Genomic DNA, 15,011 nt, shown 5'->3' on the forward strand with positions numbered 1-15,011 from the left:
AAGGTCTTTATTATAGTGGACGCTTCTTAAAATAAACTTAAGTGTTATTTAATTGTTTCTTTCAATGATTTTAGATTTTCTTCCATAATTGTCAGGTAACTTTCACCTGATTTTTTTTGTTCATCGGTCAAGCCCTCAACAGGGTTAATCACCAACAATTTAGCTCCTGCTTCCTTGGCTAAAGTTTCTGCAAGCTTACTGCTAGAATTATCTTCAAAATAAACAGTATTTAAATTTGCTTTTTGCATCTCATTTTTTAGTTTAATCAATGTCGCACTTGAAGGTTCCGCTTCAGGGTCGAGGCCTGTAATAGCAATGGTTGTCAAACCATAATCACGCCCCAGATAGCCAAAAGCTTCGTGCTGTGTAATAAATGTTTTATTCTTAGCATTTTTCAATTGATCAAAATCTTGGTCTATTTTTTTCAACTTCCCAATATACTCATCAGCGTTTTTAGTAAAGTCTTCTTTATATTCGGGGAATTTTTTTGATAATTCGTCTGCAATGTAGCGAACTTCAAGTAGAGCTGCTTTAGGGCTTACCCATGTATGTGGGTCATCACCAATTTTTTCTACGGGTGTACTTGCTTCTATTTTAACACCTTTATTTTTTACAGAAGGGGCCCATTTTTCAAGATATTTTGAATTATAAATAATGGCATCCGCATTTGTCAAAATGGTCATGTCTTTTGCACTTGGTTCAAAATCATGCGCTTCTTGATTGGCCGGAACAATATTAACAATGTCAACTTTATCACCAGCAACGGCTTTTGTAAACTCATACATTGGCTCAAAAGATGTCACAATTTGTGGTTTATCACTTGCTGTTTTTTGGCAAGCTGTCAAAAAGAGCAAGACTGGGATAAGAAATAAGAGGGTATATTTTTTCATAAAGCTAGTATAATATAAATCTAAAATAAAGTCAACTGGTTAACTACCGGTTAACTAATTTTTTATTTGATATATGTCTTCTCTCGCTCGAAGAGCTTTTCTCTTAACTGCATTTGGAGTTGCTCTCGTTGTAGTAAACGCTGTTTCCTAGCATTAATTGCTCCTTGAAAATAATACTGTAAAAGTAAACTGAAAAGAAGGGAGATTACCAATGTATAGAGCAAAATACTAGCTTTTAGCTTTCTTTTTCTGAAAACTTGTAAAGGAATATGCGGTCTCCTCCTTTTTCAAAAGATAAAGTAATTGTTATCTGCTCCCCCTCTTGATCAATCTTAGCCTTTTTTAAATGATGAATCAAGGGTTGATAGCCTCGGCCATTAGCATTGGTTTTACGAAAATCGCCCTGAGATGAAAGGCCAAATCTCAGATGAACGTGTTTACGAACATAAAGATAGTTGTTTTCCACCTTATCTAAGCTTGCTCCCTCGAGTTCACTTCTTAACAGACTGCAAAAAAGTTGCCAGTCTTGGGTATAGTCTGTTGTTGCACGTTTCACTTCTTCATGAAAAATTTTCGTCATATCTAGAAATAAGGAAAAAGTGCCCGCTAACACGAGTAAAGCGAGTAATGCCTCCATAAGAGTAAAAGCCGTAACATTATTTTTTTTCAAGAACAATTAATATCTCTCCTGATTCACGGACAGTCATTTGCGAAGTAGTTTCCTCAATCGAAATCTGCACACCATTTAAGTTTAAATGTTTTTTCCCCGTGTTTATTGCCATATATGCAACATTTAGAGCCTCTATTTCCCTATTTTCCATCTCTGTCTGTTTCTTAACCTGAATAACTTGTTCTAAAACAACCGTGACAAAAAAGACAAGCAAACTCATAGCAACCAAGCTTTCCAGTAAAAGATAAGCCTCAAGTGATTCTCTTCTTATATTTTCCACTTCCAATTTCCAATTGATAAGAGATCGTTTTTTTCTGATAGGGAAGAAATATTGTGATTTTTTGTAGGCTCGAATTGCCTGATTTTTGATCAAAAGTAATAGAGAAATCATTTATTTCAGCCTCCTCTGGGACTTTCAACATTTCTTCTTGGCTATATAGTGTGCCATTACGCGCACTCAATGTCTGTCGCTGCCCCTTTAGTCCAGCCATGCGCTGGGTATCCTTATACAGACGTTCAAATTGTAAAATAAAAATCTCTGAACGTGCTATCCTCACACTTTGTTTCACCGAACTTGAAAATAGAAAAAGAACAAAAGAGCATAGGAAAAGAACGAGTAAACTCTCCAGTAAAGTTAAAGCTTTAATTCGGGACATTACGTTTTGCATTAGGGTTCTTAGTATAATAATCATTGTAGCTATCGGCTTGCTTCTGTGTAATTAACCCACCGGAGACAAGTTTCCCTAAACTTGGACCATCCTGTTTATCAAGTTGATAAAGTTCGGCTTGCCCTTCGACAACTTTAACAACTGCTGCTTGACCTGTATTTTGGATATTCTTCTTTTCTTTAGCCAAGTTTGGAACAAACAATAAAAGTAAAACACTGATAATAAGTAAGACGACAAGCATTTCAATTAAAGTAAAAGCTTTGAACCTCTTTTTTTCCATTTCTTCCTCCTTATTCTTTCAAATCAAGTTTCCCATATTGCTATATATAGGAAGTAGCATTGCAGCATAAATTAATATAATCAACAAACCCACCAGCAAGAAAACAATAGGCTGGATAAGTTGCATTGCTCTTTCGACTCTTTCAAAAAAGAGCGACCAGCTTTCTTCAGAAAAAACCATTAACTCTTGCCCTAGCTTAGCCTTTAGTTCACCATATTCCACAATTAATGCCAGCTCCTTGGTAAATATGGGGTAAAATCGAAGAGCATCTTCAAACTTCTGACCACTATCTAATATTTGAAGGAATTCAACACCAAATTCTTTGAAGATTCGACTTTTTTGTTCTTGCATAATGAAACAAATCTGACGTAAGTCAACTGCTTGGGCAATTAAGTTTCCCCATTCTCTTGAAAAATAAGCCGTCAAATAAAGCTGGACAAAACGGCCAACAAAAGGTATTTTAACCATCATCCTCATCGCTTCTAAAGCAGTTTTTTTCTTCCAATAGTATCTGCACAGGTAAAAGAAAACAAGCAAACCGAAGAGGCACCCTAAAAAGATGGTCGGAAGATTTTGTATAGCATAAGTTGCTAATCCTCTGTTTTCGTCCAGTTGAGGCAGTAAATAATTTTTCAAGCCTAGCATGATAAAGATTAGAAATGCCAGAAGAACGAGCGGGTAAGTGGAGACTTGGATGAGCTTTCTGCGGATGTTCAAAACGCGTATCAGTTTTTCTTCAATCAGCCCCAAAGTATACTCAACATTCCCATGAGACTCGGCCAAAGAGAGCTGAGTCACAATATCCTCATAAAATTTGAGCTCCGCTAAAATACCAGAGAAACTTTGTCCTTTGAGTAAACCTTCACGCATTTTGGAAATAAAATATTGCTCTGTTAGTCCCGACCGTTCAAGAAAATCAATAATTTCAGAGAGGTGGAAACCACTTTTGAAAAGATTATTCATGAGTTGAATAAGTTTAATCTGCTTCGCTAAACTCAATTTTTTCACGCGCAGCTGTAGCAGCTGAGATAAATCCATCTGCAACCAACTGATCAATCTGGTCATTCCATTCGTCTGGTTGCCATTCTTCAAACTTTTCTTTTTCACAAACAAGTAATCCCTTTCCTGCAATTAACCGCTGATAAATCACTCGCTGAAGACTAGATTGTAGTTCCCAATCAGTTAATCCAAGTTCTTTTAGGCGTGCAACTACACCCGATATTGAGCGTGCATGAACAGTGGAGAATACCGTATACCCAGTCAGGCTTGCACGGAGCACAGCCTTAGCCGTCTGACTGTCCCTAATTTCACCAACAATGAGTAAATCAGGTCTATGGCGAAGAGAAAGTTTAATCAAGGCATCGTAATCATTCCCTATAACTTTATTGACTTGAAGTTGTAAAAACTCAGCTTCCACTAACTCCACAGGATCTTCTATACAAATAACTTGTTGATCCTTAAAAAACTCTCTTGCAAACTTGTACATAAGGCTGGTCTTACCTGACCCCACAGGTCCTGAAAATAGATAAAGTCCTCTTCCACCCAGAAAAGTGTTAAAGAGCTCTGAGTTCCAAAAATAAAGTTGGTTTTGTTGATGATGCAAGAATCGAATAACCATACTTTCTTGACCATGAAAATCCCCTACAGTAGATAAACGTAAGCGTTGCTTACCTTTATCTAAACTATAAGTGCAAGCCCCCAACTGTACGCGTCTGCTTTCACCTAGATTCATACCAGATAAAAATTTCATATGAGCGATCAGAGCTTGCCCTTGTTCAAGGGAGACTTCTTCTTCAAATCTCCTTTCTGTTGCTGTACGAAAATATAGAGAATACCTTCCCTCTAAGGCTATTAAGTAAAGATCATGCACCATCTGATCTACTGCTTTTTGTAAAAGGGTTTTTGCCAAAACCTGTATCATCATTGCCCTCCTTAGCTAAGCTTATTTATTAATACGATAAAGTTAGCAAGTTATCACAATTTTTTCAAAAAAATGAGCAGAAAATTTATAATAAGCTTTGTTGAATACTTAATATCCTTTCTCAATGCCGAATAAAGGCAAGAGTAATAAAAAAAACCTGCCCAATGGCAGGTTTAAAATTTTCAATTAGAATTTTTTACGTTTACGTGCAGCTTCTGATTTACGTTTAGCTTTTACAGAAGGTTTTTCGTAGTGTTCACGTTTGCGGAGCTCTTGAAGAGTTCCAGCTTTTGTTACTGAACGTTTGAAACGGCGGAGAGCGTCGTCAAGCGATTCATTTTTACGAACGATAGTTTTTGACATTGATTTCACCCCATTTCATTTTCGTATTTACTCTTAAAGAGCACTCCTAACATTCTATCAAATGGCTGTAGGTTTGTCAACTGGATATATAAAATAAAAAAGCAGATTACCTCTGCCTTTTCGCTTATTGTACGGAGTAGTTTGGAGCTTCTTTTGTAATTTGAACATCGTGTGGGTGAGATTCTTTCAAACCAGCACCTGACATTTCGATAAATTGTGCTGACTCATGTAAAGCAAGGATATCAGCTGCTCCAGTGTAGCCCATACCTGACTTCAAGCCACCAACCATTTGGAAAACGATATCGGTCGCTGTACCTTTATAGGCAACCCGACCTTCGATACCTTCAGGAACCAATTTATTTGCTTCATTGACAGAGCCTTGGAAGTAACGGTCGCTTGAACCTTTCTTCATTGCTGCAAGTGAACCCATACCACGGTATGTTTTAAATTTACGTCCTTGGAATATTTCGAATTCACCTGGTGATTCGTCTGTACCGGCAAGCATTGAGCCAAGCATTACTGCATCTCCTCCTGCTGCCAAAGCTTTAACGATATCGCCAGAGTATTTGATTCCGCCATCGGCGATGATTGTTTTACCGTATTCACGCGCAACTGCTGCCGCATCATAAATAGCTGTGATTTGTGGCACACCAACACCTGCTACAACACGTGTAGTACAGATTGAACCTGGACCAATTCCGACTTTAACAACATCAACACCAGCTTCAAAGAGTGCGCGTGCACCTTCACCAGTAGCAATATTCCCTGCAATCAATGTACGTTCTGGGAAGTGTTCACGAATTTCTTTGATTTTACGTAATACACCTGCTGAATGACCGTGCGCAGTATCGATGACAATAGCATCGGCACCAGCTGCAAAGAGAGCTTCTGCACGATCAAAAGTATCAGAGGTTACACCAACGGCTGCCGCAACCAAAAGACGACCTTGGCTATCTTTTGCAGCATTAGGGAATTCAATCACACGTTCAATATCTTTGATTGTGATCAAACCTGCCAGCTTACCGCTCTCATCAACTAACGGCAATTTTTCAATTTTGTGTTTTTGAAGTGCTTCCTCAGCTTCACGCAATGAAGTACCAACAGGCGCTGTAATCAAGTTTTCAGAAGTCATGACATTTTTGATTTCTTGATTATAGTTCGAAACAAAACGAAGGTCACGGTTTGTCAAGATACCTACAAGTTTACGATTTTCCAATGTTTCAACAATTGGTACACCTGAAATACGGTAAGTAGCCATCAAATTCTCTGCTTCTTCAATCTTATGCTCAGGTGTCAAGAAGAATGGATCAGTAATAACGCCAGACTCTGAACGTTTTACTTTGTGCACTTCTTCAGCCTGCTCAGCGATACTCATATTTTTGTGAATAACACCAAGTCCGCCTTGACGTGCCATTGAAATTGCCATTTTACTATCTGTTACAGTATCCATTGCAGCAGATATCATCGGAATATTCAATGTCAAGTTCTTCGCTAGTTTGGTACTCATGTCCACCTCGTTTGGTAGTACATGCGATTCCGCTGGAATCAATAACACATCATCAAAAGTGTAACCCTTCTTCAAAAACTTTGTTTCCCAATTTGACATTAAATTTATCCTCCAAATATATATTTTTACTATTCTATCACTATCTTTTAGGTATTTCAATGATTTTTTACCATATTTGTCAATATTTTTTGTAAACTACTTTTTTTGATTTAAGCTTTTTGTTAAAATAAAAGATGGTTAATAAAAAAAGTAAAAATAGTAATGAGGAAATAATGTTCACTAAAAAAAAAGCAGCCATATTTACCGGCTTATGCTTCATAACACTCGCTGCTCATGCAGCACAAGCAGATACTGCTGAAGTGCCTATAAACAATCACCCGATGGGATACTACGCTGAAGTGCAAACTGATGAAAATCCAATGAGCGCTCCTGTTGATGCACAAGGACAGCTGGCGCCTATCGATGAAGACGGACAAACAGTAAAAGAAGAAATCCCAGAAGATACTGATACTCCAAAAGTTTCCAGCAGAGTACGTCGCTCTATCGCTGATGATTCGGAAACTGCTCAAGCGAGCTTAAGAAACGCCCCTTCTGATTTAGTCTCCAATGATACTAGCTTACCACGTAAGGATGCTGTGGATATTGCTTCTTGGCAAAATTGGATGACTCAAAGTGATTTCAACCAACTTAAAGCACAAGGTGTTAAGACAGTGGTTGTTAAACTGACGGAGAGCACAAATTATATTAATCCTGCAGCTAAAGCTCAAATTCAGATGGCTAAAAATGCTGGACTAACTGTTGCTGTTTACCACTTTTCACATTTCTCAGAGTCAGGAAAAACGGCTCAAGCGACTGTTAACAATACTGCACGAGCAGAAGCTAATTTTTTTGCAAATGTTGCTAAACAGTACGGCCTTTCAACAAGTACTGTCATGATTAACGATGCCGAGTATGTTCCAAAAGATAGCGTGGGAACCATGCCTTACTGGGACTGGACGGTTGCCTCACAAAACTTTGCGGATCAACTTAAAAAGCAAGGCTTTGCTACCACTCGTCATTATGCTTCAAAAGCTTGGGCTGTAGATGGTGTTGGTCAGATGGAACCAAGTAAATTAGGTGCAAAAAATCTTTGGATTGCACAATATCTTTACGGTAAACCAAGTTCTGGTAATCTCCAAAACACTCAGTTTGGTTCATGGCAGTATACAAGTCAAATGTATTTCACTAATTTTAGTCGACGCAGCCCTTTAGATGTCAGCATTGATTACGCTAATATCTTCACCCCTGTCAATCCACCTGCACCTTCAGGATATACAAATGTTTATCGCTTGTACAACAAGCGTAATTTAGAGCATTTATATACAAAAGATGCGAATGAAAAAGATCGACTCCCACAAATATCTAAAGACTGGAAATATGAAGGCATTGCTTGGAAAGCGCCTAAGAGTTCTAGCATCCCTGTCTACCGCGTCTATGATCCACGCTCAGGGGAACATCTTTATACGAAAGACGCTTATGAAGTAAGTGTCTTAACCTCTAAACACGGTTGGCGAAGAGAAGGAATAGCTTTCTATTCAGACAGTAGTTCAGCAACCCCAGCTTATCGGCTCTACAACCCTGCAGCAGGTGTAGGATCACACTTTATCACAATGGATTCATATGAGATGAACGTGCTCGTTACACGAGGTTGGAAGTATGAAGGTGTTGCTTGGTATGGGAAAAAATAAAGTAAGAAAAAAACACTAACATGAAGTTAGTGTTTTTTCTTTAGTCACGATATTCTATATCATGACAAGTAATAGAAACCAAATAAAGTACCGAAAATAAGCATAAGGTTAGAAACAACAATCACTAATATAGAGAATATCATAACTAAGCGGTATTGTGTAACTTTAAATTTGAATTTTTGATAACTAGCAAAAAGAGAAAGCAAGAGTAATGTTGGGGTAAAGTACCTTCCTTGCATAGCACCTATAGCTCCTATATAACGACTCTGAGTAACTGTCATTCCTCCCCCAATATAGGTAGCGTAGCTATAGTAAACTGCTAAGAACCCTGCTAAAAATAAGCCTAAAGAAGTATAAGCTATAAACGGTGAAGATACATATTTTGTATCTGAAAAAAGGACTAAGACGAGTAAAATATACCAGATTGCAGATACCCAATAAGGAACATAATTAATATTCGCAATTGGCGCAACAAGGAGAGTTTGGAATAAATTTGATACATCTAATCCTGGAGAAATATTAATTAAGAAACTGATCGCAATCCGTTGCAGTGTAAAGAATAGAGTTGGCCTTACAAGATAAACAAAAAGTATCATTATAATTACTAATATAATTGACAAACCGGCCCATTTCCATTTGGCTATCTCTTTTTTCTTCCAAGTGTCTATGAAGGGTAAATCTACATCTTTATTTCTAATATATGTACTTATCATAACTAAGGGAACAAGAACTGCAAATAATTTTATATTTGTTTTTGCTCCAAGAAGCAGTGCTATAGTTGATAGAAACATCCATATATAATCTAGCTTTTGTACCCTTTGCTTTACTAAAATATTAATAGCAAGAGCTACAATAAATGCTGCAATAACATATGTAGTTGAGTCATAGGATAAGCTTGCAAAGGAACTTGTTATTATTGGGCTTAAAGATACCGTAAAGAATAAAAGCTTACCTGCTTTTACCCAGCGAATAATAAAGAACATAGCTAGACTGCATATTAAACTTGTAAATAAACGGGCACAAACAATCATCACTCCAATTGAAGGATAGATAGCATGACCAATTCTTACACCAACAGCAGGAATGATATGCCCCCAGAAATTATAACTCATAATTGAAGGGAAGGAATTTTCTCGAGGAAGATTTTCCATTGGCATCTCTTTTATTTTGTTCTTATAATACTTTTCAAATACAGTTCCTTGTTGATAGTTCTGTACTTGTGTTGAAAAGTTTGTTCCGATTCTTGACTCTCCATAAGCAGACAAATCATTTGAAAGTCTCGCTATATTTGTAGTCACAGTATAATGAAACATCCCATCAGGCTCACTGAAAAGAGGCATTGCGAGGGAAAAGATCATTCCGATAAATAAAGCTAAAAACAGATAAACTTTATGAATCTTACTTTTTATCGTTTCTTCTGTTAAAAAAATATTTTTCACTTAATTTTCTCCTCACAAAAATCTAGTAAACAAGATCATAACAACAACCATAATAATACATAATATAGCTATCGGGATAATAATCTTAGTCAAAGTATTCATCGGAGTTACCGTAGAACCTTTGACATCTAAAACATTATATTCATTCACATTAGTCTGAAAATCAGGAATTGTTGTATTTAGAGAGAAATTTTGAACTTCAGCATTCCCTAAAGAACTTCTTGTTAAAACTGAGCCATTTCTACCAATAGAAAAATCTGAAAACACACTGAAATTGAAGGGAGTAGGAACTAATTTATAATTAGGAATAGCTTTTATTGGATACAGGAAGTAGTTGTCTGCTTGAGCTAATCCAGTAATTTGGATAAGAGATTTATTTAGCTTATCATTTTCATCTGAATCATAATTAAAACGATTAGTTGCTTTTGGTATTGGAACAGGTTCTTTTTCTCCAATAACGTACTGATTCCCTCCACGTAAAACCATTGCATTATTTGAATCAATCTCTTCCAGATTATTAACATCCATCCAACCTTCTTGCGAGGAATATATTTGATAAGTTTGCCCCACGTATCTTCCAAGCACATATTCTCCACCAGTTACTAATTTATTTTTTTGATTATCCATCATTACAAAATTAGCACCTGAGACAATTACAGGGGGAGATACGGATACTACAGTCCCTCCCGTGTCATCAACTCCTGAAACAGTAAGAGTTTCTCCCATTTTTTGAATATCCTTTACAGAGGTTGGGACTAAATGAGCTGTGACCTTAAGAACCAAATCCTGAGATAAAGTAGGGAATGTCACTTGCCATTCCGGATTAATAACATCACCTAATGTATCTGTTTTCTCAATAGAAACATTTTCAAGAGAATCACCTGCACTTGAAACAGAGTCTATTACAATATTTGCTGTAGATTTTATTATAAAATTACCACCAAGATGGTTGATATCTTTATTTATCTTTATTTGGTAAGTGAGTGGTTGAGAAATATCTACTACATAACTTCCAAAACTTGTCCGTTCTTTTTTGTCTTCATTTTCTAAAGTAATTGAAAGACGACTATCATTATTAGCTGTATCAAGCTCTATTTTTTGATTATTGTCCGTAATTGTGACAAGTTTTTGAAAATTATTATCTCCCGACATGATCGCTGTGAGTCCTGTCAGGACTGTAGCAATGGCTTCACCTTTTTCATTAGTAAAGGTATTGCTGTCTCTGCCACGCTCAGCCTGTCTAAAGCGAATCTTTTCCGTTGGGCCATTAAGTTCTGTTAGAAACGTAGACCCCCATCCTCCTAGTTTTAGTATACTTTCTATGAGACGTTGAGTCTCTTCAGCAGTATGTTTTATCCCAGGTCCAACAGTTTGTCCATTTGCAAACTGTATAATGTTGCTATTTATTTCAACTTTATCTGGTTGTAATTGAGTTTGAATAGCTTTCCAGCTTGCCGACTCAGTTTCTTCTGGATTTATTTCCCCGTTCATTAATTTTTCATATGCATTTTCTAAATTAATTGCATTAAAAATTCCTCCCCTAATTGGGGTACCATTATTACTGGCATTAAGTTCAATAGATACTCTTTCTTGAGGCAGCCCTTCTGCCTGAACTATTTTGTAGTTACCTATAAATAATAATAGGCAAAAGGCAATAATGATGTACAGAATTTTTTTATTATTTTTCATAATTTTTTTCCAATATTAAATGCATGTATAAAATTTTTGAGTCCAGTTTTTACCGAATTCTAGACATAATCAACTTTAAGGCGAATTTTCTTTCCTTTTTGTTCAAAACAATAAAGCTAGTCACAAGTCCACTAATAATTGTAAAAACAATTACAGCCATAGCTAAGGTTAGCCAACTATTAATAAAGATAACTTTGCTAATGAAGACACCAATAATTAAATTAACAACAAGAGTTATTAACGAGTAGCCAATCAATGGATAGAAAGTTGTCCACTTAAGACCTAGGTATTTTGCTGAGTAAGGAATAACAAACAACAGATATCTTAAAATACCTATTATCGAGCTAATACCTACAATAGCATAAACTCCCAAATCTGTAGTTTCTAATACAATCAATGTTATAAGTACATTTGCTATACCACCATAAATCACACTCAAAGCATCTGGTTTATTTTTATTAACAACTACAAAAACTTGCCAGAGGGGTTGACTCCCATTAATCACTGCTAAATTCATCATAGTAAGAAATGAAAGAATCTGGAGTTGGGTAGCATCCTGGCCTGGCAACCATAGTGTGAAAAAGGGATGCCCGAAAGCAATAAACCCAGTCAACGGAAGACCTATAAGAATAAGAGTTATCTTACTTGCCTTATAAATTTCCGCCACCATCTCTTTTATTTTTCCTTGTGAGTAAAGAATAGTTAGATGTGGGGTGAAAGTTGTGGATATGGTACTTTGAAGACCTCCAATTATGCTCGGCACAATTTTTGCTAAGGAAACAATCCCCATGATGTTGCCACCGATAAATATATTTGTAATCAATAAGTCCAGCCCATTTGAAAGTACAAAACCAAGCTGATTTATAGAATTCCAAACACCGCTTGACAGTAATTCTTTTAGAGCAGATACTTTAATAGATCTTCTGTTGACCCTTAACTTTGGTAACTCTCTACGCATACCAAAATAAAACCAGAGTTGAAGAGCCAAAGTAGCCATAATAGCGGAAACACCTACATACCAAATTTTTGGAGGAAGATATACAAACATAACAACAATAACGAGTGCACGAACTAGATAAGAAACCATATTACCTATTGAGCGCATGTAAACTTTATTTGTCACAAAGAAAGATATATCCCAATTTGGCGTAGCCATTGAAACAAAATAATTCAGAAAAATAAGAAGGAAGAGCATCTTTACTTGAAAAACTAAATCTGGAGATATCTGAATAAAGTGTTCCAAGAACATGATTCCAAGAGATACAGGGATGAGCAACAGGAAGATAATAACATTGTTCCCTACAAAAGTTGAAGTATAATACTCATTCATTCTATCCATTTTCTTTTCATGATAAGCTACCGTCATGAATCTAGAAGACATAGAATTCATTGCTGACATAATAATCGCAATGTAAGCCACGAAATTTGTGGCTAACTGGACAAAACCATTAGCTTCTACCCCTAACTCTCTAACAATAAATGGAGAAAGCAAAAAGTTAATTAAAGCATTTGCGATGAAGACAACTAAAGTTGCCGATATATTAATCATCATCTGTCTATTTGATGACATTTTATTCATTTGCATTTCTCAATCTCACATTCTTTAGTGTTTAATTTTTTGAAGATAATATCCTAGCCGCTGTTTTATTACTCCTAAGTAAAATTTCAGTCTATATTTTGTGGATAACTGGTGTGACCACCTGATTACACCTTTCCAATTTACCACCCTACTTTTCGCAAAATAATAATTCCAGGAAAGAGCTGATTGCTTATAAAACCATTGTTCTTTAGATATATTACTTGGCAATCTATTTGCAATCATTTTCTTTTCTTCTACATTATCCATTATGAAGTCAAAGGATACATTTTTTCCAATAGACCCATCATGAATACGATACACTCCAACGACAGCATCTGAAATATACACATCACCCGCAAGAATTCCTCTAAGATAAATTGAAGTATCATTCAAAATTTTCATTTCTTCAGCACCAGCTTGTCGGTATTTTTTTGTATCATAAATAACTGGGAATGTGGATTGAGGTTTTTTCACTTGAGTTTGGAAACCTTCTAGTACAACTTCTTTTGAAACTAAGCCATATAGAGACATCTGGGATTGCTTAGAAAAGAGTAATTTTTCCTTATTCATATAAAGTTGTAGTGAGTTGAACCAGACACTCCCCACTGTAGGATTATCTTTGAAAATATTTAGTGCTTTTCCTATCCAATTTTTATCAATATAAAAATCATCGTCATCAATAAAAATGACGTAATCTCCCGTTATCTTTTCAAAACCGAGTCTTTTGTTTAATCCAGGGCCTTGCTTCCCTTTTGTTTTTATGAAGATAATATCAATATCAGGATACTTATTTTGTAGTTGTTGGATATAAAAATCAGTGCCATCTGTAGAATGATCATCAACAATAACAAACTGAAAATTACTGTAAGATAGGTCAAATATAGACTCGAGTGTTTTCTGTAATAATTCTCTCCTATTCCATGTTGTCATTAAAAATGAGACGAGAGGCTCCTTAACAGTTGTTGTCACAAACTTTGAATCTTCTATAAAGTACTCTGAGTTTGTCTGAGTCAAATAATAGTTAATTGCATCACTGCTTATATCTTTGAGTGATAATAAATCTTCTAAAGTTGTATCCCCTGTGTGAACATTCATTTCTTTTAATTGCTTCACACTGACACATTGTTTATTCTCAGTCATTTAACAACTCTTTAGGAAATGAATTACTCATATCCTCTTTCATTTTTTTAACCATATCTTCCGTTACTTCATAAGATTCCTTCATGAATTCATCTGAAAAGACTGTCCAATTTTTTTCTACAATATTTGTAAAATGATGTTCTAAGCCAAAAGCAGAATAATAATCTCTAAATTTAAAATTATCTCCAGTTACCTTATCGGTGATGACAATATGGTGATTGGGCACATTCAAAGAATCTGCAATTATTAACCCATGCATACTGCTAGATAAGATATATTCACATTTTGCAATTTCTCGAATAACATCCTTAGGATCACTTCTCACATCAATAACAGTGGAATTAGGCAAATTTTCACGTAATGTTTCTACTGCAGGATGCTTTTTATCTACGAAATGAGGGATAATTCCCCACTTATATTTTTTTTGTATTGGCAATTCTTCTTTTATGAGCTCCGACGCTAAAATGCCTGCATCACCATAGACGGGATGAATGGGTTTACCTAATATTTCTTCTGCTTTTTGTTGAGTCAATTTTCCCCGCGTTGCCCGAAACTGCATATTTTTTCTATAAAAGAATGGTCCTTCAGTATCATTGGTGATAAACCCCGATCCCCAAATATATACTGCTGTCTGATTCACTCTCCCTAAAAGCGTCTTTACTATTGATTGAAGAAGAGATTTTTTATTAAATACCATACCATCTAAGATGCTTCCTATAGCAAATAAATCTGAGAAAACTGTTATTTTCTTTTCAACTTTTAGATGAAATAATTCCTCAACAATAACCTTACTGAGTTCATCTCCCATGTTTTTATTAGCAGCATAGAAAAGCTTGACTTTTTTCATCTTTTTGGTTTCCTCTTTCATATTTTGTGGGTATTTAGACTTCTAATTCATTTTAAATAATTCTATATCTTGTATTAATATCCAATATAATAAAGTATACAACTAACGCTATATTTTACCATATTTCTAAGCTTTTTTCAAACTTCGATTAGAAATCCTAGTACCTCATTCTTATTTTATTATGATTCTAATTAAAGAAAATTCAGTACTTTTTTGTGTTACTTTGAGTTAAAATAAGCTGACGATTTTCTTTTATTTTTTAGTACTAAATGTCCTAGTTTCACACATCCG

At 35.6% G+C, this 15,011-nt stretch carries 15 protein-coding genes; 1 reads left to right on the forward strand and 14 read right to left on the reverse strand.

Annotation, left to right across the window (positions count from 1 at the left end; translation table 11 throughout):
- Nucleotides 1-44: 44 nt before the first annotated feature.
- From KJS37_RS02745 to guaB, 9 genes are all read right to left on the reverse strand, one after another.
- Nucleotides 45-890, reverse strand: a complete 846-nt coding sequence (locus KJS37_RS02745) for a metal ABC transporter solute-binding protein, Zn/Mn family (RefSeq protein ID WP_213495788.1) — start codon at nucleotides 888-890, stop codon at nucleotides 45-47.
- Nucleotides 891-1,125: 235 nt separating this feature from the next.
- Nucleotides 1,126-1,566: a competence type IV pilus minor pilin ComGF gene (gene comGF / locus KJS37_RS02750; RefSeq protein WP_017368749.1), complete on the reverse strand. Its 441-nt coding sequence runs from the start codon at nucleotides 1,564-1,566 to the stop codon at nucleotides 1,126-1,128.
- Nucleotides 1,547-1,840: a competence type IV pilus minor pilin ComGE gene (gene comGE / locus KJS37_RS02755; RefSeq protein WP_244851315.1), complete on the reverse strand. Its 294-nt coding sequence runs from the start codon at nucleotides 1,838-1,840 to the stop codon at nucleotides 1,547-1,549. The genes comGF and comGE overlap by 20 nt, the downstream gene beginning before the upstream one ends.
- Nucleotides 1,812-2,228, reverse strand: a complete 417-nt coding sequence (gene comGD / locus KJS37_RS10450; protein ID WP_165711775.1) for a competence type IV pilus minor pilin ComGD — start codon at nucleotides 2,226-2,228, stop codon at nucleotides 1,812-1,814. Before comGD ends, comGE begins: the two co-directional genes overlap by 29 nt.
- Nucleotides 2,203-2,508 carry a competence type IV pilus major pilin ComGC gene (comGC, locus tag KJS37_RS02765; RefSeq protein ID WP_017368746.1) on the reverse strand — a complete coding sequence of 102 codons (306 nt, stop codon included), beginning with the start codon at nucleotides 2,506-2,508 and terminating at the stop codon, nucleotides 2,203-2,205. The genes comGD and comGC overlap by 26 nt, the downstream gene beginning before the upstream one ends.
- Nucleotides 2,509-2,526: 18 nt before the next feature.
- Nucleotides 2,527-3,546, reverse strand: a complete 1,020-nt coding sequence (gene comGB / locus KJS37_RS02770; RefSeq protein ID WP_276512719.1) for a competence type IV pilus assembly protein ComGB — start codon at nucleotides 3,544-3,546, stop codon at nucleotides 2,527-2,529.
- Nucleotides 3,485-4,429 carry a competence type IV pilus ATPase ComGA gene (gene comGA, locus KJS37_RS02775; RefSeq protein WP_213495790.1) on the reverse strand — a complete coding sequence of 315 codons (945 nt, stop codon included), beginning with the start codon at nucleotides 4,427-4,429 and terminating at the stop codon, nucleotides 3,485-3,487. Before comGA ends, comGB begins: the two co-directional genes overlap by 62 nt.
- Before the next feature lie 186 nt (nucleotides 4,430-4,615).
- Entirely contained in the window at nucleotides 4,616-4,792 is a 177-nt protein-coding gene (rpsU, locus tag KJS37_RS02780) for a 30S ribosomal protein S21 (protein WP_003134539.1), read from the reverse strand.
- A gap of 124 nt (nucleotides 4,793-4,916) precedes the next feature.
- Nucleotides 4,917-6,398 (reverse strand): IMP dehydrogenase, encoded by a 1,482-nt coding sequence (gene guaB / locus KJS37_RS02785; RefSeq protein WP_003133714.1) that lies wholly within the window; start codon nucleotides 6,396-6,398, stop codon nucleotides 4,917-4,919.
- A gap of 173 nt (nucleotides 6,399-6,571) precedes the next feature.
- Between guaB and KJS37_RS02790 the strand changes: the two genes are divergently transcribed.
- Complete coding sequence (locus tag KJS37_RS02790) at nucleotides 6,572-8,026, forward strand: GH25 family lysozyme (protein WP_213495792.1); 1,455 nt, start codon at nucleotides 6,572-6,574, stop codon at nucleotides 8,024-8,026.
- 59 nt (nucleotides 8,027-8,085) lie between these two features.
- Here the strand turns inward: KJS37_RS02790 and KJS37_RS02795 are convergent, their stop codons facing one another.
- The 5 genes from KJS37_RS02795 to KJS37_RS02815 are packed head-to-tail and all read right to left on the reverse strand — an operon-like array spanning nucleotide 8,086 to nucleotide 14,720.
- On the reverse strand, nucleotides 8,086-9,465 hold the full coding sequence (locus KJS37_RS02795) for a DUF2142 domain-containing protein (RefSeq protein ID WP_213495794.1): 1,380 nt from the start codon (nucleotides 9,463-9,465) through the stop codon (nucleotides 8,086-8,088).
- A 12-nt stretch (nucleotides 9,466-9,477) separates the two neighbouring features.
- Nucleotides 9,478-11,154 carry a hypothetical protein gene (locus KJS37_RS02800; RefSeq protein WP_213495796.1) on the reverse strand — a complete coding sequence of 559 codons (1,677 nt, stop codon included), beginning with the start codon at nucleotides 11,152-11,154 and terminating at the stop codon, nucleotides 9,478-9,480.
- Between the two features lie 49 nt (nucleotides 11,155-11,203).
- Nucleotides 11,204-12,733 carry a lipopolysaccharide biosynthesis protein gene (locus KJS37_RS02805; protein WP_213495798.1) on the reverse strand — a complete coding sequence of 510 codons (1,530 nt, stop codon included), beginning with the start codon at nucleotides 12,731-12,733 and terminating at the stop codon, nucleotides 11,204-11,206.
- A 24-nt stretch (nucleotides 12,734-12,757) separates the two neighbouring features.
- Nucleotides 12,758-13,873 (reverse strand): glycosyltransferase family 2 protein, encoded by a 1,116-nt coding sequence (locus KJS37_RS02810; protein ID WP_213495800.1) that lies wholly within the window; start codon nucleotides 13,871-13,873, stop codon nucleotides 12,758-12,760.
- The gene (locus KJS37_RS02815) at nucleotides 13,866-14,720 is read right to left on the reverse strand and encodes a polysaccharide pyruvyl transferase family protein (RefSeq protein ID WP_213495802.1); all 855 of its coding nucleotides are present in this window, start codon (nucleotides 14,718-14,720) and stop codon (nucleotides 13,866-13,868) included. The genes KJS37_RS02810 and KJS37_RS02815 overlap by 8 nt, the downstream gene beginning before the upstream one ends.
- Between the last annotated feature and the right edge of the window lie 291 nt (nucleotides 14,721-15,011).

The sequence above is a fragment of the Lactococcus formosensis genome (assembly GCF_018403745.1).
Lineage (GTDB): Bacteria > Bacillota > Bacilli > Lactobacillales > Streptococcaceae > Lactococcus > Lactococcus formosensis.

Coding starts and splice junctions, on each gene's coding strand:
- comGB (WP_276512719.1), bottom strand. CDS start 3,546: ATGGATTTATCTCAGCTGCTACAGCTGCGCGTGAAAAAATTGAGTTTA.
- rpsU (WP_003134539.1), bottom strand. CDS start 4,792: ATGTCAAAAACTATCGTTCGTAAAAATGAATCGCTTGACGACGCTCTC.
- KJS37_RS02790 (WP_213495792.1), top strand. CDS start 6,572: ATGTTCACTAAAAAAAAAGCAGCCATATTTACCGGCTTATGCTTCATA.
- comGA (WP_213495790.1), bottom strand. CDS start 4,429: ATGATACAGGTTTTGGCAAAAACCCTTTTACAAAAAGCAGTAGATCAG.
- KJS37_RS02745 (WP_213495788.1), bottom strand. CDS start 890: ATGAAAAAATATACCCTCTTATTTCTTATCCCAGTCTTGCTCTTTTTG.
- comGC (WP_017368746.1), bottom strand. CDS start 2,508: ATGGAAAAAAAGAGGTTCAAAGCTTTTACTTTAATTGAAATGCTTGTC.
- KJS37_RS02800 (WP_213495796.1), bottom strand. CDS start 11,154: ATGAAAAATAATAAAAAAATTCTGTACATCATTATTGCCTTTTGCCTA.
- comGD (WP_165711775.1), bottom strand. CDS start 2,228: ATGCAAAACGTAATGTCCCGAATTAAAGCTTTAACTTTACTGGAGAGT.
- KJS37_RS02805 (WP_213495798.1), bottom strand. CDS start 12,733: ATGAATAAAATGTCATCAAATAGACAGATGATGATTAATATATCGGCA.
- guaB (WP_003133714.1), bottom strand. CDS start 6,398: ATGTCAAATTGGGAAACAAAGTTTTTGAAGAAGGGTTACACTTTTGAT.
- KJS37_RS02815 (WP_213495802.1), bottom strand. CDS start 14,720: ATGAAAAAAGTCAAGCTTTTCTATGCTGCTAATAAAAACATGGGAGAT.
- KJS37_RS02810 (WP_213495800.1), bottom strand. CDS start 13,873: ATGACTGAGAATAAACAATGTGTCAGTGTGAAGCAATTAAAAGAAATG.